The organism is Pseudomonas sp. GM55 (assembly GCF_000282395.1).
Lineage (GTDB): Bacteria > Pseudomonadota > Gammaproteobacteria > Pseudomonadales > Pseudomonadaceae > Aquipseudomonas > Aquipseudomonas fluorescens_CC.
Window position 1 is genome coordinate 37,373 of the sequence record NZ_AKJJ01000140.1, and the last position, 20,181, is coordinate 57,553.

Sequence of the window (20,181 nt, forward strand, 5' to 3'; positions counted from 1 at the left end):
AACAAAAGCCCGGCACAGGGTTAAAGAGTGAGCAGCTGAACATGCGACAGCCTTTAAGAAGCTGTCTGAATAGTTTTGCCTTCGGGCAAGTTTCCATTAGCGATTTCGAGAGACGGATGAACATCACCACCTTTGCCAAACGCCTGTTCCTGCTAGTCCCGCTGCTCCTCTCACCCGCCGCATTCGCGGTCGAGATGATGCCGTCGCCACCGCAATTGGCTGCCAAGGCCTATGTGCTCATGGATGCCAGCAGCGGCAACGTGCTGGTCGAGAACAACGGTGACCAGCGTCTGCCACCGGCCAGCCTGACCAAGCTGATGACCGCGTACATCGCGACCCTGGAGATCCGTCGTGGCCAGATCGGCGAAAACGATCCGGTGACCGTCAGCGAAAACGCCTGGCGTACCGGCGGTTCGCGGATGTTCATCAAGGTCGGCTCGCAGGTCACCGTCAGCGACCTGCTGCACGGCATCATCATCCAGTCGGGCAACGACGCCAGCGTCGCGCTCTCCGAGCACATCGCCGGCAGCGAAGACGCCTTCGCCGACCTGATGAACAAGACCGTCGCCGACCTGGGCATGACCAACACCCACTTCATGAACCCGACCGGTCTGCCGAACCCTGAGCACTATTCGTCGGCTCACGACATGGCTGTTCTGGCCCGCGCGATCATCCATGAAGACCCGGCTCACTATGCGATCTACTCGCAGAAAGAGTTCTTCTGGAACGGCATCAAGCAACCGAACCGCAACCTGCTGCTGTGGCGCGACAAGACCGTCGACGGCCTGAAAACCGGCCACACCGACGAAGCCGGCTATTGCATGGTGTCTTCGGCCGTACGGGATGGCATGCGCCTGATCGCCGTGGTGTTCGGCACCAACAGCGAAGTGGCCCGTGCCGCCGAAACCCAGAAGTTGCTGACCTACGGTTTCCGTTTCTTCGAAACCCAGACCTTCTATCAGAAGGGCGCCGAACTGGCCCAGGCGCCTGTCTGGAAAGGCTCCACCAATCAAGTCAAGGCCGGCCTGGCTGAAGACCTGACCATGACCCTGCCGAAGGGCCAGCTGAAAAAGCTTGCTGCCAGCATGACCATGAACCCGCAACTGGTTGCGCCAATCGCCAAGGGCGACGTGATCGGTAAAGTCGAAGTCAAACTGGAGGACAAGGTGGTGCACAGCGCCGACCTGATCGCTCTGGATGGCGTCGAAGAGGGTGGTATCTTCCGTCGCATGTGGGATAGCATCCGTCTATTCTTCTACGGCTTGTTCAACTGATAGTGTGCACCTGCATGGCCCCGCGCTGATCCGGCACGGGGCTATGCCCGTCGCCACGGCTTACGCTTACGAGGCCGTTACGCCATGACCGATACCGAAGTAAAGGCGCCTAAGATCGAATTCCCCAACGTTGATTACCCGGTTAAGGTGATCAGCGATACCGGTGTGGGCAATAAGGACAGGATCATCGAGATCGTCAAGAAACACGCGACGATCAACCATGACCGTGTAGATGAGCGCCAAAGCACCAACGGCAAATACACCACCATTCAGTTGCACATCGTCGCGACCGACCAGGACCAGCTGTACAACATCAACAGCGAACTGCGGGCCACCGGTTTCGTGCACATGGTGTTGTGATGTCCGGCACGCTGGGCTTTCGCGAGCTCGGCCAGATGGCTTACGAGCCGGTCTGGCATGCCATGCAACGCTTCACCAACGAACGCGGCACCGATGTTGCCGACGAGATCTGGCTGGTGGAACACCCTGCGGTGTTCACCCAGGGGCAGGCCGGCAAGGCCGAGCATCTGCTGCTTCCGGGTGATATTCCGGTGGTGCAGGTCGATCGTGGTGGTCAGGTGACCTACCACGGCCCTGGCCAGCTGGTGGCTTATCTGCTGCTGGACGTGCGCAGGCTGGGTTTTGGCGTGCGCGATCTGGTCAGCCGGATGGAGCAATGCCTGATCGAGCTGCTGGCCAGTTACGGCGTGACCGCCGTGGCCAAGCCCGATGCACCGGGTGTCTACGTCGACGGGGCGAAAATCGCTTCCCTGGGGTTGCGGATTCGCCACGGCTGTTCCTTTCATGGCCTGGCCTTGAACGTGGACATGAACCTGGAACCGTTTCGACGGATTAATCCCTGCGGCTACGCCGGGCTGGCGATGACCCAGCTGAGCGATCACGCAGGATCGATTGAATTTGCCGAGGTAAGTGCCCGGCTGCGCGCGCAGCTCGTCAAACACCTCGACTATGCTGAGCAGACGACCCTGACGGGCGGAATCGACTGATATGACTACTGATGCAGTGCAAACCATGATCCCGACGCTCGATGTCTCCGAGCGCCCGGCCCCGCGTCCCAAGGTTGAAGCCGGCGTCAAGCTGCGCGGCGCCGAAAAGGTTGCACGCATTCCGGTGAAGATCATTCCGACCACCGAACTGCCGAAGAAGCCGGACTGGATTCGCGTCCGCATCCCGGTTTCGCCGGAAGTCGACCGCATCAAGGCCTTGCTGCGCAAACACAAGTTGCACAGTGTGTGCGAAGAAGCTTCCTGCCCGAACCTGGGCGAGTGCTTCTCCGGCGGCACCGCGACTTTCATGATCATGGGTGACATCTGCACCCGTCGTTGCCCGTTCTGCGACGTCGGCCACGGCCGTCCGAAGCCACTCGACGTCAACGAACCGGAAAGCCTGGCCATCGCCATCGCCGACTTGCGCCTGAAGTACGTGGTGATCACTTCGGTGGACCGCGACGACTTGCGTGACGGCGGTGCCCAGCACTTTGCCGACTGCATCCGTGAAATCCGCAAGCTGTCGCCGAACGTGCAGCTGGAGACCCTGGTCCCGGACTACCGTGGCCGCATGGACATCGCCCTGGAAATCACCGCCGCCGAGCCGCCGGATGTTTTCAACCACAACCTGGAAACCGTGCCACGCCTGTACAAGGCTGCACGTCCGGGGTCGGACTACCAGTGGTCGCTGACCCTGCTGCAACGCTTCAAGCAGATGATGCCGCACATCCCAACCAAATCCGGTTTGATGCTGGGTCTGGGTGAAACGGACGAAGAAGTCATCGAAGTCATGAAGCGCATGCGCGAGCACGACATCGACATGCTGACCCTGGGCCAGTACCTGCAACCTTCGCGTAGCCACTTGCCGGTGCAACGCTTCGTACACCCGGACACCTTCGCCTGGTTCGCCGAGGAAGGTTACAAGATGGGCTTCAAGAACGTTGCCTCGGGTCCGCTGGTACGTTCTTCGTATCACGCCGACGAGCAGGCCAAGCTGGTCAAGGCCGAGCTGATGTCGTCCTGATCTGCGCAATGAAATGAAAAACGCCCGCACGGTTTTCAGCCTTGCGGGCGTTTTTTTGCCTGTCCTACGGCACTGGCCACTTTTTCCTGCAACCTGCGGGGCAACGGTTCCTCTTCTGTTTGTCCCCGTTCCTGACTACTGTGTGCTGAAGCTTTCACGCAGGGAGATTCACGGATGACCGCTCGACCGACCCAGACCCTTTGCCCTCACGCTCCTGTCCCGGCACTGCCGCCGGAAGGCATGATCGGCGTTATCGCACCCGCCGGCCCTGCGCCGCTGGACACCAGTAAAGCCGTGCAATGGATGCGCGCCCGCGGCTATTCGCTGAAGATCTTTCCCGGCGTCTACGATAAAGATGGCTATCTTGCCGGCAGTGACGAGGTGCGGCTCAATGACCTGCACGCAGCGTTCGCCGACAACGAGGTCGATGCCATCATTTGCCTGCGCGGTGGTTATGGCACACCGAGGTTGCTTGATCGAATCGATTTCGAACTGCTGCGCAACAACGCCAAGCCGTTCATCGGCTACAGCGACATCACCGCATTGCATCTGGCAATCAGCCGATATGCAGGCTTCGTGACCTTCCATGGCCCGATGCTCAATGCCGATCTGCTGGGCGACAAGCAAAAGCCCACCGAGCCTTCGTTTTTCAACATGCTGCGCGGGCAGGTGAAGGCGGGCAGTGTGTTGGTGCACCCCGTGGCCTATCCGTTGTCGACGATCGAGCCTGGCATCGCTCACGGCCGTTTACTGGGGGGCAATCTGTCGATGATCGCCGCGACCATGGGCACGCCTTACGAGATTGACGCCGAGGACGTCATCCTGTTTATCGAGGACATCAACGAGCCGCTGTATCGCATCGACCGGTTGCTGACCCATCTGCGGCTGGCAGGCACTTTGGGCAAATTGCGTGGGGTGTTGGTGGGGGATGTGGCGGGGGTTGAGGTGCCTGCACTGGAGCGCTTGCTCAAGCAGACGTTCGAGCCGTTGCGGATACCGGTGTTGTCCGGATGGCGTAGCGGGCATTGCGATCCGAACCTGACATTGCCCATGGGCGCGTTGGTCCGGCTGGATGCGGGGAACAAGGAGTTGGTGTTGGAGCAGGATGTGGTGGTCAGGCAGTAGGTCTTCATCGCCTGACAGTCCGCCTTCGCGAGCAAGCCCGCTCCTACATTTGATCTGTGAACGACACAAAAACAATGTGGAAGCGGGCTTGCTCCGGGCGGCGTTCCGACGAAGCTTTTTAGCGGTTACGCAACCCTTCCAGCAACTTGTGCGTCGGATAACCGTCCGCCGGCCAGCCAAACGACTGCTGCGCGCTGCGAATCGCCTTGCGAGTATTGGCACCGATAATCCCGTCCGCATTACCCGCGTCGTAATTCTGAGCACTCAGCAGGTTTTGCAACTCGATCCGCTCGGTACGGCTCAGCGGCAAATCATCTTTCGGCCACGTGCCGCTGATCAGGCCCGCGCCATTGAAGCGTTCGGACAACAAGCTCACCCCCAAGGCGTAGGACGACGAGTTGTTGTACTTGAGGATCGCCCGGAAGTTATCGAGCACCAGGAACGCCGGGCCACGGTAACCGGCCGGCAGTAACAGGGCCGCGGACAATTGCTCGGAACCGGCCGGGACCTGGCCACCATTGGGTAGCGTAATCCCCAGTTGCCGCCATTCCGCGACACTTTTGCGAATCGTGCCATCGGCCAGCACGTAGTTGAACCCGCCTGGCAACTGCACCTCGAAGCCCCATGGCTGGCCTTTCTGCCAACCGGAGCTTTGCAGGTAATGCGCAGTCGAGGCCAGGGCATCGGCCGAGCTCCCCCAGATGTCGCGGCGCCCATCGCCATCGAAGTCCACGGCATGGGTGTTGTAGGTAGTCGGGATGAACTGGGTCTGGCCCATGGCGCCGGCCCAGGATCCGAGCATTTTCTCCGGTTCGATATCACCCTGTTGCAGAATTTGCAGCGCGGCAATCAATTGCGCGTGGGCGAAGCCCGGGCGCCGGCCTTCGTAGGCCAGGGTCGCCAGCGAATTGATCACTGACTTGTTGCCCTGGAACTGGCCGAAGTTGCTTTCCATGCCCCACACGGCCACCAGCGCCTGACGATCAACGCCGTAACGCTGTTCGATGCTTTGCAGGATGTCGGCGTACTGGTTTACCAGCGACTGGCCTTTGCGTACCCGCAGCGGCGACAGGGCGCCATCAAGGTATTCCCACACCGGTTTTGCGAATTCCGGTTGGCTGCGATCGGCGCGAATCACACTGGGGTCGAAGCTGACATTGGCGAAGGCGCGGTCGAACAGCTCGGCGCGGATACCGGCGGCCAGGGCATCCTTGCGGAAACCCGCCTGCCATTCGGCGAAGGTCTGGGTTGGCTGGATGTCGAGGTTCTCGCCCGTCGGAACCACAGGCGCAACAACAGCCGGAGCGGTAGCGACAGGAAGTGTCTGAAGCGGCTGAGCGTCGGCGGCGGTTGGTTTTTCCGCGCAGGCGACTAGCAAAACAAGGCTGGAGGCAGCAATCAATTGGCGCAGATGCCAACGACGGGAAATACAAAAGGGCATGCACAGGTCCAGGGAAAACGTATCAGGTGCAGACCTTAACATGTTGAGCGGATGCTTGCCTTTCAGGCCGCCAGAAAGTAAGAAGCCTCCCAGCTGTCAGACTGGAAGGCTTCGCGGCGGTAACTGCCTTTGCCCTTGCCGGGGCGTTCCTGGCGGCTGCGGAACAATGGCTGGGCGATGATGGATTTGGCCTTGTTGGGGCCATGCTTCGATGGCTTTTTACTCATGGTGATTGCTCGCAGGTGAGTGGATTTTGCGAGGCGAATCATCGGCCGAAGTCGTGGATCTGTCTAGTCCCTACATTACGTAGGACTTTTCACTCCGCCGGCAACGACAAGCGCTGCCCGGCCATCAGCAACGTCAACCGGCTCAGGCTCATCCACGGCGAACCCGCAGCCTGGCCCTTGATCTGCGCGTCGATGCGTTGCGCTTCCAGCAGCAGTTGCGCCCAGCGTTGTGCCGAGTAGCGTTGCAGCGCTTTGCTCATCAACGGTTTACGTTTGTCCCAGACCGGCGGCTTGGCCTGGCTGAAGGCCTTGTCCAGCGGTGTACCCTGGCTGTATTGCAGCGAAATATTGGCCAGCAGGCGCAACTCTCGGGCCAGGGCCCAGAGAATCACTGGTGGCTCGACGCCTTCACCGCGCAACCCTTCGAGCATGCGTAGCGCGTGGGCTGCTTCACCATTGAGAACCGCATCGGTCAGGCCAAAGACGTCGAAGCGCGCACTGTCGGCCACTGCAGCCTGTACTGTTTCAACGGTGATCTGACCTCCTTCGGCCATCAGCTTGAGCTTTTCGATTTCCTGGGCGGCGGCCAGCAAGTTGCCCTCGACTCGCGCAGCGATCAACTCAACGGCGTCCTGGCTGGCAGAAAGCCCGGCCTGGGACAAGCGTTGGCGGATCCAGCTTGGCAACTGGGCGACATCGACCGGCCAGATCTGCACGAACTGGGTCTGCTGTCCTTCGACCAGCGCTTTGCCCCACTTGGTTTTCTGCGCGCTGCCATCGAGTTTCGGCAAGCTGATCAGCAGCACGGTGTCGTCGGCCGGGCGCGAGCAGTACTCGATCAGCGCGGCGGCACCTTTGTCGCCGGGTTTGCCGGAAGGCAGGCGCAGTTCCAGCAGGCGCTTTTCGGCGAACAGCGACATGCTGGCACCGGCTTGCAGCAGCGTGCCCCAGTCGAAGCTGGCGTCGGCGGCAAACACCTGGCGTTCATCGTATCCCTGCTGGCGGGCGGCAGCGCGAACAGCGTCGGCCGCCTCCTGGCACAACAACGGGTCATCGCCGCTGATGATATAGACCGGCGCAAGGGCGCCTTGCAGGTGTTTGGCGAGTTGGGCGGGGGCGAGTTTCATAAGAGAGGGCGAACGGGGCGCCTGAGCGCCCCGTAAGTCTTACTGCTGCGGCAGTTCGATTGGCGACTGGCGCGGGGTTTCCGCTTCAGCCTTCTTCGCCGCTTCCAGTGCGGCGGCGTCAGCCTTGGCCCTGGCTTCGGCAGTCTGCTGCAACTGATCCAGTTGGCCCGGGGTCAGTTGTTGCAGGCGCAGCATCATGCGTTGAACCATCTCCCGGCGGCCTTCTGCCCGGGCGGTTGCGGCTTCCTGGTCGGAGCCCACCAGGTTGTTGCCGTCGTGCATATAGATTTTCTGCACTTCAAGCTTGTCGCTCAACAGTGGCAGATCGCCGCGACCCCGGATGTCGTAGTTCAGCACGGTGGTGACCTGGTACTCGCCTGCGCGACCGGCACCTGCGTAGCTGAGGATGCGCTGGTTTTCCTGTTCATTGGTCAGCACCAGTTTGTACGGTGCACCGTTATAGACCTTGACGCCGCTGCCCACCAGTACCTGACGCAACTGAGTCACGGTTTCGCCATAGGCGTTACGGGCGCTCAGGTCGAGTTCCTTGATCGCCAGTTCGTCGGTGCCGGTTCCGCGCAGCTGGAAACCGCAGGCACTCAGCAGAACCGCGAGGCCCATCACCAGCAGATTGCGTTTGATCATCTTGTTGCTCCCCTTGAAACCATGTGGGCCGATCAAGCGGCCCGAAAGGTTTTACTCGGCGCCAGGCTCACCTGGCGCCTGATCCAATTAGCTGGCGACGATATTGACCAGTTTCCCGGGCACTACGATCACTTTACGAATGGTCAGACCGTCGACGAAGCGCAGGACGTTCTCGTTGGCACGGGCGGCTGCTTCGACTTCTTCACGGCTGGCACTGGCCGGCATTTCGATGTGGCCGCGCAGCTTGCCGTTGACCTGAATCACCAGTTGCAGGCTGTCCTGCACCAGCGCGCTTTCGTCCAGCGCTGGCCAGCCGGCGTCGATCACCGGGTCGGCGTGACCCAGGCGATGCCACAGCTCGTGGCAGATGTGCGGGGTGATAGGGGCCAGCAGCAGGGTCACGGTTTCCAGGCCTTCCTGGACCAGCGCGCGATCCTGTTCGGTGCCTTGCGCGGCTTTTTCCAGCACGTTCATCAGCGTCATCACCTGGGCGATGGCGGTGTTGAATTTGTGGTTCTGGCCGACGTCATGGCTGGCTTGCTTGATGGCCTGGTGGATCGAGCGGCGAATGGCTTTCTGCTCGTCGTTCAGGCTGGCAACGTCCAGTTTCCCCGGCAGGCCTTGGGTGACGTGGGCTTGAGCCAGACGCCAGACGCGCTTGAGGAAACGGTGCGAACCTTCGACGCCCGAGTCGGACCATTCCGCGCTCATGTCAGGTGGCGAGGCGAACATCATGAACAGGCGGCAGGTGTCTGCGCCGAACTGGTCGATCATCGACTGTGGGTCAACGCCGTTGTTCTTCGACTTGGCCATCTTCTCGGTGCCACCGATTTCCACCGGCAGGCCGTCTGCGATCAGCTTGGCGCTGATGACCTTGGCCTTGCTGTCGCGCTCGAGTTCAACGTCCGCCGGGTTGAACCAGGTGTAGGCACCATTGGCTTCGCGACGATAGTAAGTCTCGGCGATCACCATGCCCTGGGTCAGCAGGTTCTTGAACGGCTCGTTGGAGCTCACCAGGCCTTCGTCACGCATCAACTTGTGGAAGAAGCGCGCGTAGAGCAGGTGCAGGATCGCGTGTTCGATACCGCCGATGTATTGATCCACCGGCAGCCAGTGATCGGCCGCGGATTTTTCGACCAGGCCACCTTGATAGTGCGGCGAGGCGTAACGGGCGTAGTACCACGAGGACTCGACGAAGGTGTCCATGGTGTCGGTTTCACGCTTGGCCGGTGCGCCGCATTTAGGGCAGGTGCACTCGTAGAACTCAGGCATGCGTGCCAGTGGCGAACCGGCGCCGTCGGGTACGACGTCTTCCGGCAGCACGACAGGCAGTTGATCTTCCGGCACCGGCACGTCACCGCAAGTTTTGCAGTGGATGATCGGGATCGGGCAGCCCCAGTAACGCTGACGGCTGATGCCCCAGTCGCGCAGGCGGAACTGGGTCCGCGAGGCGCCCAGTTCTTTCTTGATCAGCGCGAGTTCGATGGCGTCGAAGGCGCCTGCGAAATCGAGGCCATCGAACTCGCCGGAGTTGATCAGCGTGCCGTACTCGCCGTAGGCGTCTTGCCACGGTGTCGGGTTGCTATCGCCGGAACTGGTGCGCACTACCGATTTGACCGGCAGGTTGTACTTGTGGGCGAATTCGAAATCGCGCTCGTCGTGGGCTGGAACCGCCATTACCGCGCCGTCGCCGTAGTGCATCAGCACATAGTTGGCGACCCACACCGGCAGTTTTTCACCGGTCAGCGGGTGTTCGACGAACAGGCCGGTCGGCAGGCCTTTTTTCTCCTGGGTGGCGACGTCGGCTTCGGCCACGCTGCCGCCCTTGCATTCAGCGATGAACGCCTGCAGCTCAGGGTTGTTCTTGGCGGCGAGGGCGGCCAGGTGGTGCTCGGCGGCCACGGCGACGTAGGTCGCGCCCATCAGGGTGTCCGGACGGGTGGTGAAGACTTTCAGGGTCCCGGTTTCGCCAATGGAGTCGACGTTGTAGGGGAACTGCACTTCCATGCCGCGGGACTTGCCGATCCAGTTGCGCTGCATGGTCTTGACCTGTTCAGGCCAGCCAGTCAGCTCGTCGAGGCTCTCCAGCAGCTCATCCGCATAGGCGGTGATCTTGAAGTAGTACATCGGGATTTCGCGCTTTTCGATCAGCGCGCCGGAACGCCAGCCGCGACCGTCGATCACTTGCTCGTTGGCCAGGACGGTCTGGTCGACCGGGTCCCAGTTCACGGTGCCGCTTTTCTTGTAGATCACGCCTTTTTCGAACAGGCGGGTGAACAGCCATTGTTCCCAGCGGTAGTAGTCCGGCTTGCAGGTGGTCACTTCGCGCGACCAGTCCACCGCCAGGCCCAGGCTGCGCAGCTGGGATTTCATGTAGGCGATGTTTTCGTAGGTCCACTTGGCGGGCGCTACGTTGTTTTTCATCGCGGCGTTTTCCGCCGGCATGCCGAAAGCGTCCCAACCCATGGGTTGCAGAACGTTCTTGCCCTGCATGCGCTGGTAGCGGGAGATCACGTCGCCGATGGTGTAGTTGCGCACGTGCCCCATGTGTAGCTTGCCGCTGGGGTAAGGGAACATCGACAGGCAGTAGTAGGTCTCCTTGCCTGGCTGTTCACTGACTTCAAAGGACTTTTGCTCGTCCCAGAACGACTGGGCGGCGGCTTCGATTTCACGGGGCTGATATTGTTCGTGCATGGCTACTTTTGAACTGAATAGGGGTGGCCTAATCCTCTTCAATGCAACGCTGGACGGTGATCACGCCACATTGGCGTTTTCGATGCCCAGCCGAGCTGGAAGTGGAGTTACAGGAAGCGCCGTAGCATACATGACCGCGCTCTGCCGAGGGAAACCCTGATTGCTGCCGCACGTCCTGCAAAAACCGCTGTGAGGGCCGTTGGTCGCGGCGTTCAGCCGGTTTGTTCATGGAAGCTAAGCTCTAACTGGGGAGTAGGTCTTATCTTCCAATGAGGTGAGGGATGGTTGAGTCACAGCAAAAAGCTACAAAACCGGAGCTGTACGAAAGGCTGATCGATCGTTTGGCCTTGGCCCTGGAGGCGGCAAGGACCGCTAGCCGGTTGCGCGACGAACGCCCTCTGGAACTGGAACTGCGCGGCCTGAGCCCCGCAGAGTTTGCACTGGTCAAAGCGTACTTGGATCGCAGTGAGCGTGAGACACACGGATGCTTGTCAGAGGCGGTAAAACAACTCGATGCACCACGTTCGGCCAAGATCATCTGGCTCAAGGACAAGGTTCGCGGCAGAGACGCGGTAAAGGTCCGGTCTTTGCAGTTCAAATAGGGTACAGAGCCATGCTCCAAGCATTTTTGAAGCATAGTCCTGCTGTATTGATTGTCGCATTGCATCAACCCACTTAGGCTTCGGGCATCTCCGGGAGATGCTCGATGCCATTTCGCTATTTCATAAAACAACTTCTTTTGCCCCCCGGCATTCTATTGCTGCTGCTTTTGCTTGCCTGGTGGTTGCGTCGCTCAAGGCCGAGGCTTGCCAGTGTGTGCTTTGCGCTGGGTCTGGGGGGCTTCTGGTTGATGAGCCTGCCGGTGGTGGTGCAGTGGAGTGCCGGCCTGCTCGAGCGGGAGCCACCGCTGACCCGCGATGAATGGGCAGGCCTGGGGCAACGCGCGGATGCGATCGTGATCCTCGGTTCGGGGCGCGAACGCGGTGACGCGGCCTGGGGCGCTGACCAGCCCACGGGCGTCGGTCTGGAGCGCCAGCGCTTTGCCGCGCGGCTGGCCAAGGCTTCCGGCCTACCGGTGCTGACCAGCGGCGGCCTGCACTTCGGCACGCCGCCCAGCGAGGCACAGATGATGGCTGACTCTTTGCGTGAGGATTTTGGCGTGACCGTGCGCTGGCAGGAAGGGCGCAGCCGCACGACCTGGGAGAATGCGCAGTTCAGCGCCGAGGTGTTGCTGCCTCAGGGCATCAAGCGTGTAGTGGTCGTGACTCATGCCTGGCATATGCCACGAGCGGTGTGGAGTTTCCGCAAGGCCGGGTTTGAGGTGGTGCCGGCGCCGGTAGGGTTTCTGGGCGGTGACAACGCGCAGCCACTGGGTGGCTGGATGCCGGAGTTCAAGGCGATCTGGCAGAACGGGCAATTGATGAACGAGGCGGTGGGGCAGATCGGTTATTCGTTGTTTTACCGATAACCCGATGGCTAACCACGCCCTGTAGGAGCTGGCTTGCCAGCGAAAGCGATGTCACGGCGACCATGGCTTTCGCCGACAAGCCGGCTCCTACAGGTTTGATGCGGTGTCAGTTCAGACGGTTTTAGCCATCCGGCTGGCAATCAATGCCCAGCCAAACAACAACACGCAGAGAATGAGCAATGGCCACGAACGCCATTCCAGGTAAGGCGTCAGGTTGTGCATCGGCACCACTTCGCCGTACAGGATGCCGCGTTCGAACTGCGGGATCTGATCGGTAATCTGACCGAACGGGTTGATCAGGCCGGACACGCCATTGTTGGTGGCGCGGATCATCCAGCGCCCGGCTTCCAGGGCGCGCATCTGCGCCATCTGCAGGTGTTGCAGCGGACCGATGGAGGTGCCGAACCACGTGTCGTTGCTGATGGTCAGCAGCAGGTCGCTGCGGGCGGCAAGGCTGGCGGCGAACTCCGGGTAAACCACTTCATAGCAGATGAACGGCGCGATCTGATAACCCTTGGCTTGCAGCAGCGGCTGGTCGGACGGGCCGCGGGCAAAGTCCGACATTGGCAGGTCGAAGAAGGCGATCAGTCCGCGCAGCATGTCCTGCAAGGGGACATATTCACCAAACGGCACCAGTTTTTGCTTCAGGTAAGTGCCGTCGCCTTCACCGGTAACGGTGATGGCATTGAAGAAGCGCTTTTCGTGGCGTACCTCCATGCGGACCGGGACACCGGTAATCAGCGCCGATTTACGTTCGGCGGCGAAGCTGCCCATCATGTTCAGGTAGCCCTCGGCGGACTCCTTGAGTACCGGGACCGCCGTTTCCGGCCAGATCAGAAGATCGACACGTTTGGAGCTGAAGCTCATGTCGCGGTACAGCGCCAGTTGCGCGTTCAGCTGCGCCGGATCCCACTTCATGCTTTGTTCGATGTTGCCCTGAATGGCGGCGACGCTCAGTGGCGGGCCCGACGGGCTGGTCCAGGCGTGGTGCTTGAGCGCCATACCGACCAGCCACGGACCGACCAGCAGCAATGCACCGGCGGCGATGAAGCCTTTGCGCCCCGTGCGAACCAGGCGCATGCCGTTGTAGATCAACGCAGCTGTCAGGGCCAGGGTAAAGGAAATCAACCACATCCCGCCGATGGGGGCGAGCCCGGCCAGCGGGCCATCAAGCTGGCTGTAGCCGGAATACAGCCACGGGAAGCCCGTCAGGAACCAGCCGCGGAAGGCTTCCTGGCCGACCCACAGCGCCGCGAAGGCCAGGGCGTCGGCCAGCGGCGCCTCATTGCGGCGCAACCAGCGCGCCCAAATCCAGGCGGGCAGGGCAAAGAACCAGGCAATCGCTGCCGTGAAGAGCAGCATCAGGAAACCGGCCAGCAATACCGAAGCGCCACCGAAGTGGTGGATGCTGTAGTAGATCCAACTGGTGCCGGCACCGAACAGGCCGAAACCGAAACACCAGCCGCGACCCAATGCCTGACGTGGGCTCAGTTCACGCAGGCTGGCATAGAACAGGCCGACGGCAAGCAGTGCCAGTGGCCAGATATCGAACGGCGCCAGGGCCAGTGTGGTGATTGCACCGGCCGCCACGGCCAGCAGGTTACCGGGCCAGCCGGGGCGGGTTGTCCAGCGCATTTCAATCCTTAGCGAGCAATGGGCGTCAGGCGAAGCAAGTGAATCCGACGGCTGTCGGCGTTCAGGATGCGGAAGCGGTACGGGCCGATTTCAGTGATTTCGTTACGTTTTGGCAAATGCCCGAACGCGCTCATCACCAGGCCGCCAACGGTGTCGAATTCATCGTCGGAGAACTCACTGTCGAAAAACTCGTTGAAGTTCTCGATCGGTGTCAGGGCCTTGATCAGGAAATCACCGCTGGGCAGCGGCTTGATGTAGCTGTCTTCTTCGACATCGTGTTCGTCTTCGATGTCGCCGACGATTTGTTCCAGCACGTCTTCGATGGTGACCAGGCCTGCCACGCCGCCGTACTCGTCGATGACGATGGCCATGTGGTTGTGGTTGGCGCGAAATTCGCGCAGCAGCACATTCAGGCGCTTGGATTCCGGCACGAAAGTGGCCGGGCGCAGCAGGTCCTTGATGTTGAAGTTGTCGCCGTTCTCCTTGAGGATCAACGGCAGCAAATCCTTGGCCAGCAGCACACCCATTACGTCATCGTGGCTTTCGCCGATGACCGGGTAGCGGGAGTGGGCCGAGTCGACCACGGCAGGCAGGAATTCGCGAGGGGTCTGGGTCGCCTTGATGCTGACCATTTGCGAGCGCGGGACCATGATGTCCCGGACCTGCAAGTCAGCCACCTGGATGGCGCCTTCGACAATGGCCAGCGCTTCGCTGTCCAGCAGTTTGTTCTGGTGTGCATCGCGCAGCAGCTCCAGCAGCTCCTGGCGGTTTTTCGGCTCGTGGGCAAAAGCCTGGGTGAGCTTACCCAGCCATGACTTCTGCCCGTTGCTCGATCGATCTTCGCTCATAGCGATTACTCTGAATCCTTTGTTGTTTCGGTAGGGGATAAATCGGTTTCGTCGTCCGCGTACGGATCGGGAAAGCCCAGTTCTGCAAGCAACGTTCGTTCCAGTGCTTCCATCTCTTCGGCTTCGTCGTCATCAATATGGTCGTAACCAAGCAGATGCAGGCAGCCGTGAATCACCAGATGCGCCCAATGGGCCTTGAGCTCCTTACCCTGTTCAGCGGCTTCGCGCTCGACCACGGCCACGCAGATCACCAGGTCGCCCAGCAGCGGGATGTCGAGGAACTCATCCGGCACATCGGCCGGGAATGACAAGACGTTAGTTGCGTAATCCTTTTGCCGCCAGGTGTGGTTCAGCTCGCGTCCTTCGGCTTCGTCGACCAGACGAATGGTCATCTCCGAATCGGCGGTGCGTTGGCGCAAAGCCAGTTCGCACCACTGGCGGAATTCGGCTTCGCTGGGGGCGGTGGCTTCGGTGGCGATTTGCAGGTCAAGCTCAAGCATCGCGGCGGCTATCCTTGGCGGCTGCATCATCGGCCGCTTTAGTTTCGAAGCGCTCGTAGGCTTCGACAATCCGCTGCACCAGTGGATGGCGCACGACGTCCTTGGGCTGGAAATGGGTGAAGCTGATCCCCGGCACGTCCTTGAGCACCTCAATCACATGATGCAGGCCGGACTTGGTGCCGCGTGGCAGGTCGACCTGGGTGATGTCCCCGGTGATGACGGCCGTGGAGCCGAAGCCGATCCGGGTCAGGAACATCTTCATTTGCTCGACCGTGGTGTTCTGGCTTTCGTCGAGAATGATGAAGCTGTTGTTCAGCGTACGGCCGCGCATGTAGGCCAACGGCGCGACTTCGATCACCTGGCGCTCGATCAGCTTGGCGACGTATTCGAAGCCGAGCATTTCGTAAAGTGCGTCGTAGAGCGGGCGCAGGTACGGGTCGATTTTCTGCGACAGGTCGCCGGGCAGGAAGCCGAGTTTTTCACCCGCTTCGACCGCCGGGCGAACCAGCAGGATGCGGCGGATCTGCTCGCGCTCCAGTGCATCCACCGCGCAGGCAACGGCCAGATAGGTCTTGCCGGTACCGGCCGGGCCGATGCCGAAGTTGATGTCGTTGCCGAGGATTTCCTTCACGTAGCGCAGCTGATTCAGGCCGCGGGGGCGAATCATGCCTTTTTTGGTACGCAGGGCTACGGACGGTTCGGCGGGGGAGTGGTTGTCCAGCTGTTCGACGGCCGATTCCTGCAGGAACAGGTGCACCATGTCCGGCGACAGCTCCGTACCCTTGGTTTCCCGGTACAGGCGGCGCAGGAGGTTTTCCGCGGAGGTGGTGTGTTTGGGTTCGCCGATCAGCTCGAACTGGTTTCCGCGATTGCGGATCTCGATGGTCAGGCGCTGCTCGATCAAGCGCAAATGCTCGTCGAATTGCCCGCACAGATTGGCGAAACGGCGAGCTTCAAAAGGCTCGAGGATGAAACGATGTGGTTCTATGGGTGCGTTCAAGGTCGTATTTAGCCGCCCTGGGGCAATTGAGATGAAATCAAGGATAACGCCAGTGGCGTGGGTGCGAAAGCTCTTAAATAATCCAGTGTCAAACACCTCTTGCAGGAGCCGGCTTGCTGGCGATAGGTGCACTGCGGTGGATCAGACACACCGTGTCATCGTTCATCGCCAGCGAGCCGGCTCCTACAGGTGGTGAATCATTAGATCAGCGAGCCGCGCAGCGAGTGCGGTTGCGCTGCATCGATGTGCACGTCGGCGAACTGGCCGATCAGGGTCGGATTGTCGCAGCGGAAGTTGACGATACGGTTATTCTCGGTCCGGCCTTGCAGCTCGCCCGGGTCTTTTTTCGAGTAATCGGTCACCAGGATCCGCTGGATCGAACCGACCATTTGTCGGCTGATCTCGAAACCTTGCTGGTTCAGGCGGTGCTGCAGGGCATTCAGGCGCTCTTTTTTCAACTCTTCCGGTGTGTCATCGGCCAGGTCGGCGGCCGGCGTACCCGGGCGCTGGCTGTAGACGAACGAATAGGAAAAGTCGAAACCGACGTCGGCAATCAGCTTCATGGTTTGCTCGAAGTCTTTCTCGGTCTCGCCGGGGAAGCCGACGATGAAGTCCGAGCTGATGCAGATTCCCGGCACGGCGGCACGCAGCTTGCGCAGTTTGGATTTGTATTCCAGCGCGGTGTGGTTGCGCTTCATCGCGGCGAGGATGCGGTCCGAGCCCGATTGCACCGGCAGGTGCAGGTGTTTGACCAGTTCCGGCACGTCGGCGTGGGCCTGGATCAGGCTGTCGGAGAACTCCAGCGGATGCGACGTGGTGTAACGGATGCGGTCGATGCCATCGACCGCGGCGACCACGCGGATCAACTCGGCCAGATCCGCCAGGCGCCCGTCATGGGTGAGGCCGCGATAGCCGTTGACGTTCTGCCCCAGCAGCGTCACTTCCCGCACGCCGTTTTCGGCCAGGTGAATGATCTCGGCAATCACATCGTCGAACGGCCGGCTGACCTCTTCGCCACGGGTGTAGGGCACCACGCAGAACGTGCAGTACTTGCTGCAACCTTCCATCACCGACACGTAAGCACTCGGGCCGTCGATGCGCGGCTCGGGCAAATGGTCGAATTTTTCGATTTCCGGGAACGAGACGTCGACTTGCGGCAGCTTGCTGATGCGCGCGGCGTCGATCATTTCCGGCAGGCGATGCAGGGTCTGCGGGCCGAAGACCACGTCGACATACGGCGCGCGATCGCGGATGGCCGCGCCTTCCTGGCTGGCCACGCAGCCGCCGACGGCGATCACCATGTCCGGGTTGGCCAGCTTCAGTTCGCGCCAGCGACCGAGCTGGGAATAGACCCGGTCCTGTGCACGTTCGCGGATCGAGCAGGTGTTGAGCAGGATCACGTCGGCGTCTTCTGCGCGGGCGGTGACTTCCAGGGCCTGATGTTCGCCCAGCAGATCGACCATGCGCGAGCTGTCGTACTCGTTCATCTGGCAACCGTGGGTTTCGATGTAAAGCTTCTTGGCCATGGAAAGAGTCATCACCTGATTCAAAGAACCGCACATTATAGGGAACATGTCCCGTGGTTCCTACCGTTGCGCGTCCGACGGCTGTGCTATAGTTTGCGCCCTCATTTTTACCCCGATGTGTTACCCGCCCACCATGACCAAACGTGAAGCTCCAATCTACAAGGTGATTTTCCTCAACCAGGGCCAGGTGTTCGAAATGTACGCCAAGCAGATCTATCAGAGTGATCTGTGGGGCTTTCTGGAAGTGGAAGAGTTCGTCTTTGGCGAGCGCACACAAGTGGTCGTCGATCCGAGCGAAGAAAAGCTCAAGGCTCAGTTCGAAGGCGTGGTGCGCAGTTTTGTGCCGATGCATTCGATCGTGCGTATCGACGAAGTCGAGCGTCTGGGGACACCGAAAATCAGCGAAGCCCGTGGCGCGGTGGGCAATGTCATGCCGTTCCCGATGCCGATGCCTGAGAAGTAAGGCTCAAGACCGAGTCGCTCCATTCGCTGGCAAGCCAGCTCCTACGGATACGCGTGGTCCTTGTAGGAGCTGGCTTGCCAGCGAATGCGTCAGACGGTTCGAAGCAAAAATCAGGGAAGCGGCGAGAAAGGCGTACGCCCATCGGCGCTCTGCAATTCCATCAGGTATTTGCGGAAAATCTGCCCGAGCACCTGAGTGGCGACTTCCAGCTCTTCGCGGGGCATCTTTTCGGTGACTTCATCGGCGGTGTCCAGTGCATCTTCGGCGCCGTTGACCGCCGCCATCTTCAGCAGGATGTACGCCTGAACGTTATTGGCCGGCACGCCTTCGCCATGGAAGAACATGGTGCCGAGCTTGAATTGTGCCTGGGCGTGGCCTTGCAGCGAGGCTTTTTCGAAATAGCTCAGGGCTTGATTGAGGTCGCGCGGCACGTTTCTGCCTTCGTAGTAGAACTCACCCAACTCGTATTGCGCTTGCGCATCCCCTTCATTCGACGCTTTCTGGCAGGCGGCGAGCGCCTGTTCCAGGTCTTGCGACTGGGTATTGAGGGTGCAGCGACCCATCGCTGGGATTAACAACGAGTTGCCGCCTGCTTGTGCTTGCGCGAGCAGGGGCTGAAGAAGCAACAGGCAGCCCAGTGCAAGGGTGCGGCCGGTGCGGTTCATGGGAATCGACTTACCTCTGAAGGGCGCGCGGACCCATCGAGGGGATCCAATAAGCGCGCATTATGAAATAAGCAGGGCCAACCTTACAAAGTCTTTACTCGTTTTTCTGCTGCACGGGAAATATATCGCCCACTTTGCGGGGGGATTATCGGCAGATGAGTAGGAAAAAACGCGGGCGTGCAGGTGAACGCTGACGCTGGCGATGGCCAACGTCAGCGCTACAGCTTTATTTCAAGGCAGCGAAGGCACGCTCGGCGGCGTCCAGGGTCAGTTTCAGCTCGACCTCGCCGTGAGCGATCGAAGTGAAACCGGCTTCGAAGGCACTCGGTGCCAGGTACACGCCACCTTCCAGCATCAGGTGGAAGAAGCGGCCGAACAGGGCTGCGTCGCTGGCCATCACGTCATCGAAGGTAACGATGTCGTCGGCTCCGCTGAAGTACAGGCCGAACATGCCGCCGGCCTGAGTGGTCACGAACGGAATGCCGGCCGCATCGGCGCGCTGTTGCAGGCCGTCGAGCAGGCGAGTGGTGTAGTCGGTCAGCTCGGCGTGGAAGCCCGGGCGGCTGATCAGGCGCAGGGTGGTCAGGCCGGCCGCCATCGCCAGTGGGTTGCCGGACAACGTACCGGCCTGGTACACCGGGCCCAGCGGGGCGATGCGCGACATGATTTCGCGTTTGCCGCCGAAGCAGCCGACCGGCATGCCGCCGCCGATGATCTTGCCGAAGGTGGTCAGGTCCGGGGTCACGCCGTAGTACGCCTGGGCACCGCCGAGGGCGACACGGAAACCGGTCATGACTTCGTCGAAAATCAGCACTACGCCGTGCTTGTCGCACAGGGTTCGCAGGCCTTCGAGGAAACCCGGAGCAGGCGGTACACAGTTCATGTTGCCGGCCACAGGCTCGACGATGATGCAGGCCACGTCCTGGCCAACTTCGGCCAGCATGCTCTCAACGGCATCGATGTCGTTGAACGGCAGGGTCAGGGTGTGTTTGGCGAATGCCGCCGGTACACCGGCCGAGCTCGGTACGCCTTGGGTCAGTGCGCCGGAACCGGCCTTGACCAGCAGGCTGTCGGAGTGACCGTGGTAGCAGCCTTCGAACTTGATGATGCTGTCGCGGCCGGTGAAGCCACGGGCCAGGCGAATGGCGCTCATGGTCGCTTCGGTGCCGGAGCTGACCATGCGCACCATTTCCATCGACGGCACGAGGGAGCAGACCAGGTCGGCCATCTGCGTTTCCATCTCGGTCGGGGCGCCGTAGGACAGACCGTGCTCAAGCTGTTTGCGCACGGCGTCCAGTACGTCCGGGTGGCTGTGACCGAGAATCATCGGGCCCCAGGACCCGACGTAATCCACATAGCGCTTGTCGTCTTCGTCAGTGACGTAGGCGCCTTCGGCGTGCTTGAAGAACAACGGCGTGCCGCCGACGCTCTTGAACGCGCGAACCGGCGAGTTCACGCCACCGGGAATGTGTTTCTGGGCATTGGCAAACAGCGTTTCGGAACGAGACATGA

Annotated in this window: 20 protein-coding genes; 8 read left to right on the top strand and 12 right to left on the bottom strand. The window is 60.8% G+C overall.

All coding sequences use genetic code 11. From position 1 onward, the window contains the following. Positions 1 to 116: 116 nt before the first annotated feature. From PMI31_RS27150 to PMI31_RS27170, 5 genes are all read left to right on the top strand, one after another. Positions 117 to 1,274, top strand: a complete 1,158-nt coding sequence (locus tag PMI31_RS27150) for a D-alanyl-D-alanine carboxypeptidase family protein (RefSeq protein WP_043302686.1) — start codon at positions 117 to 119, stop codon at positions 1,272 to 1,274. An 84-nt stretch (positions 1,275 to 1,358) separates the two neighbouring features. Beyond that, positions 1,359 to 1,634: a DUF493 domain-containing protein gene (locus tag PMI31_RS27155; RefSeq protein WP_008022933.1), complete on the top strand. Its 276-nt coding sequence runs from the start codon at positions 1,359 to 1,361 to the stop codon at positions 1,632 to 1,634. Further along, the gene (lipB, locus tag PMI31_RS27160) at positions 1,634 to 2,281 is read left to right on the top strand and encodes a lipoyl(octanoyl) transferase LipB (protein WP_008022935.1); all 648 of its coding nucleotides are present in this window, start codon (positions 1,634 to 1,636) and stop codon (positions 2,279 to 2,281) included. Before PMI31_RS27155 ends, lipB begins: the two co-directional genes overlap by 1 nt. Before the next feature lie 25 nt (positions 2,282 to 2,306). Continuing rightward, positions 2,307 to 3,305: a lipoyl synthase gene (lipA, locus tag PMI31_RS27165; RefSeq protein WP_162130451.1), complete on the top strand. Its 999-nt coding sequence runs from the start codon at positions 2,307 to 2,309 to the stop codon at positions 3,303 to 3,305. Between the two features lie 174 nt (positions 3,306 to 3,479). Next, positions 3,480 to 4,430: a S66 peptidase family protein gene (locus PMI31_RS27170; RefSeq protein ID WP_008022938.1), complete on the top strand. Its 951-nt coding sequence runs from the start codon at positions 3,480 to 3,482 to the stop codon at positions 4,428 to 4,430. Positions 4,431 to 4,548: 118 nt separating this feature from the next. Here the strand turns inward: PMI31_RS27170 and PMI31_RS27175 are convergent, their stop codons facing one another. The 5 genes from PMI31_RS27175 to leuS all read right to left on the bottom strand — a co-directional run bounded on the left by PMI31_RS27175 (position 4,549) and on the right by leuS (position 10,564). Further along, complete coding sequence (locus PMI31_RS27175) at positions 4,549 to 5,871, bottom strand: lytic murein transglycosylase (RefSeq protein ID WP_008022940.1); 1,323 nt, start codon at positions 5,869 to 5,871, stop codon at positions 4,549 to 4,551. Positions 5,872 to 5,933: 62 nt separating this feature from the next. Next, entirely contained in the window at positions 5,934 to 6,098 is a 165-nt protein-coding gene (arfA, locus tag PMI31_RS27180) for an alternative ribosome rescue factor ArfA (protein ID WP_008022942.1), read from the bottom strand. A gap of 89 nt (positions 6,099 to 6,187) precedes the next feature. After that, positions 6,188 to 7,225: a DNA polymerase III subunit delta gene (gene holA, locus PMI31_RS27185; RefSeq protein ID WP_008022945.1), complete on the bottom strand. Its 1,038-nt coding sequence runs from the start codon at positions 7,223 to 7,225 to the stop codon at positions 6,188 to 6,190. 39 nt (positions 7,226 to 7,264) lie between these two features. After that, on the bottom strand, positions 7,265 to 7,870 hold the full coding sequence (locus tag PMI31_RS27190) for an LPS-assembly lipoprotein LptE (protein WP_008022946.1): 606 nt from the start codon (positions 7,868 to 7,870) through the stop codon (positions 7,265 to 7,267). Positions 7,871 to 7,957: 87 nt separating this feature from the next. After that, a complete protein-coding gene (gene leuS, locus PMI31_RS27195) occupies positions 7,958 to 10,564 on the bottom strand; it encodes a leucine--tRNA ligase (RefSeq protein ID WP_008022947.1) in 2,607 nt (868 codons plus the stop codon). 281 nt (positions 10,565 to 10,845) lie between these two features. On the opposite strand from leuS, the gene PMI31_RS27200 reads away from it, so the two are divergent. Both PMI31_RS27200 and PMI31_RS27205 read left to right on the top strand, forming a co-directional pair. Next, entirely contained in the window at positions 10,846 to 11,166 is a 321-nt protein-coding gene (locus PMI31_RS27200) for a hypothetical protein (RefSeq protein WP_008022948.1), read from the top strand. Between the two features lie 104 nt (positions 11,167 to 11,270). Further along, positions 11,271 to 12,032, top strand: coding sequence for a YdcF family protein (locus tag PMI31_RS27205; protein ID WP_008022949.1), 762 nt, complete (start codon positions 11,271 to 11,273; stop codon positions 12,030 to 12,032). Between the two features lie 111 nt (positions 12,033 to 12,143). Here the strand turns inward: PMI31_RS27205 and lnt are convergent, their stop codons facing one another. The 5 genes from lnt to miaB form a co-directional block, all read right to left on the bottom strand. Continuing rightward, entirely contained in the window at positions 12,144 to 13,667 is a 1,524-nt protein-coding gene (gene lnt / locus PMI31_RS27210) for an apolipoprotein N-acyltransferase (RefSeq protein WP_008022960.1), read from the bottom strand. A gap of 8 nt (positions 13,668 to 13,675) precedes the next feature. After that, a complete protein-coding gene (locus PMI31_RS27215; protein ID WP_008022962.1) occupies positions 13,676 to 14,515 on the bottom strand; it encodes an HlyC/CorC family transporter in 840 nt (279 codons plus the stop codon). Between the two features lie 5 nt (positions 14,516 to 14,520). Continuing rightward, a complete protein-coding gene (gene ybeY, locus PMI31_RS27220; protein ID WP_008022964.1) occupies positions 14,521 to 15,015 on the bottom strand; it encodes an rRNA maturation RNase YbeY in 495 nt (164 codons plus the stop codon). Then, positions 15,008 to 16,015: a PhoH family protein gene (locus PMI31_RS27225; protein ID WP_008022966.1), complete on the bottom strand. Its 1,008-nt coding sequence runs from the start codon at positions 16,013 to 16,015 to the stop codon at positions 15,008 to 15,010. Before PMI31_RS27225 ends, ybeY begins: the two co-directional genes overlap by 8 nt. 200 nt (positions 16,016 to 16,215) lie before the next feature. Next, on the bottom strand, positions 16,216 to 17,541 hold the full coding sequence (gene miaB / locus PMI31_RS27230; RefSeq protein ID WP_043302689.1) for a tRNA (N6-isopentenyl adenosine(37)-C2)-methylthiotransferase MiaB: 1,326 nt from the start codon (positions 17,539 to 17,541) through the stop codon (positions 16,216 to 16,218). Positions 17,542 to 17,674: 133 nt separating this feature from the next. Between miaB and PMI31_RS27235 the strand changes: the two genes are divergently transcribed. Then, positions 17,675 to 18,004, top strand: coding sequence for a DUF1820 family protein (locus PMI31_RS27235; protein WP_003185742.1), 330 nt, complete (start codon positions 17,675 to 17,677; stop codon positions 18,002 to 18,004). Positions 18,005 to 18,114: 110 nt separating this feature from the next. Here the strand turns inward: PMI31_RS27235 and PMI31_RS27240 are convergent, their stop codons facing one another. Further along, positions 18,115 to 18,669 carry a tetratricopeptide repeat protein gene (locus PMI31_RS27240; protein ID WP_008022968.1) on the bottom strand — a complete coding sequence of 185 codons (555 nt, stop codon included), beginning with the start codon at positions 18,667 to 18,669 and terminating at the stop codon, positions 18,115 to 18,117. Positions 18,670 to 18,895: 226 nt separating this feature from the next. Beyond that, on the bottom strand, positions 18,896 to 20,179 hold the full coding sequence (gene hemL, locus PMI31_RS27245) for a glutamate-1-semialdehyde 2,1-aminomutase (protein ID WP_008022969.1): 1,284 nt from the start codon (positions 20,177 to 20,179) through the stop codon (positions 18,896 to 18,898). Between the last annotated feature and the right edge of the window lie 2 nt (positions 20,180 to 20,181).

What these genes read in the sequence shown, in the direction of transcription:
- lnt (WP_008022960.1), bottom strand. Translation starts at nt 13,667, where the DNA reads ATGCGCTGGACAACCCGCCCCGGCTGGCCCGGTAACCTGCTGGCCGTG.
- PMI31_RS27235 (WP_003185742.1), top strand. Translation starts at nt 17,675, where the DNA reads ATGACCAAACGTGAAGCTCCAATCTACAAGGTGATTTTCCTCAACCAG.
- lipA (WP_162130451.1), top strand. Translation starts at nt 2,307, where the DNA reads ATGATCCCGACGCTCGATGTCTCCGAGCGCCCGGCCCCGCGTCCCAAG.
- PMI31_RS27190 (WP_008022946.1), bottom strand. Translation starts at nt 7,870, where the DNA reads ATGATCAAACGCAATCTGCTGGTGATGGGCCTCGCGGTTCTGCTGAGT.
- PMI31_RS27205 (WP_008022949.1), top strand. Translation starts at nt 11,271, where the DNA reads ATGCCATTTCGCTATTTCATAAAACAACTTCTTTTGCCCCCCGGCATT.
- PMI31_RS27150 (WP_043302686.1), top strand. Translation starts at nt 117, where the DNA reads ATGAACATCACCACCTTTGCCAAACGCCTGTTCCTGCTAGTCCCGCTG.
- PMI31_RS27175 (WP_008022940.1), bottom strand. Translation starts at nt 5,871, where the DNA reads ATGCCCTTTTGTATTTCCCGTCGTTGGCATCTGCGCCAATTGATTGCT.
- PMI31_RS27200 (WP_008022948.1), top strand. Translation starts at nt 10,846, where the DNA reads ATGGTTGAGTCACAGCAAAAAGCTACAAAACCGGAGCTGTACGAAAGG.
- lipB (WP_008022935.1), top strand. Translation starts at nt 1,634, where the DNA reads ATGTCCGGCACGCTGGGCTTTCGCGAGCTCGGCCAGATGGCTTACGAG.
- PMI31_RS27155 (WP_008022933.1), top strand. Translation starts at nt 1,359, where the DNA reads ATGACCGATACCGAAGTAAAGGCGCCTAAGATCGAATTCCCCAACGTT.
- PMI31_RS27215 (WP_008022962.1), bottom strand. Translation starts at nt 14,515, where the DNA reads ATGAGCGAAGATCGATCGAGCAACGGGCAGAAGTCATGGCTGGGTAAG.
- leuS (WP_008022947.1), bottom strand. Translation starts at nt 10,564, where the DNA reads ATGCACGAACAATATCAGCCCCGTGAAATCGAAGCCGCCGCCCAGTCG.
- holA (WP_008022945.1), bottom strand. Translation starts at nt 7,225, where the DNA reads ATGAAACTCGCCCCCGCCCAACTCGCCAAACACCTGCAAGGCGCCCTT.
- miaB (WP_043302689.1), bottom strand. Translation starts at nt 17,541, where the DNA reads ATGGCCAAGAAGCTTTACATCGAAACCCACGGTTGCCAGATGAACGAG.
- PMI31_RS27170 (WP_008022938.1), top strand. Translation starts at nt 3,480, where the DNA reads ATGACCGCTCGACCGACCCAGACCCTTTGCCCTCACGCTCCTGTCCCG.
- PMI31_RS27240 (WP_008022968.1), bottom strand. Translation starts at nt 18,669, where the DNA reads ATGAACCGCACCGGCCGCACCCTTGCACTGGGCTGCCTGTTGCTTCTT.
- ybeY (WP_008022964.1), bottom strand. Translation starts at nt 15,015, where the DNA reads ATGCTTGAGCTTGACCTGCAAATCGCCACCGAAGCCACCGCCCCCAGC.
- hemL (WP_008022969.1), bottom strand. Translation starts at nt 20,179, where the DNA reads ATGTCTCGTTCCGAAACGCTGTTTGCCAATGCCCAGAAACACATTCCC.
- arfA (WP_008022942.1), bottom strand. Translation starts at nt 6,098, where the DNA reads ATGAGTAAAAAGCCATCGAAGCATGGCCCCAACAAGGCCAAATCCATC.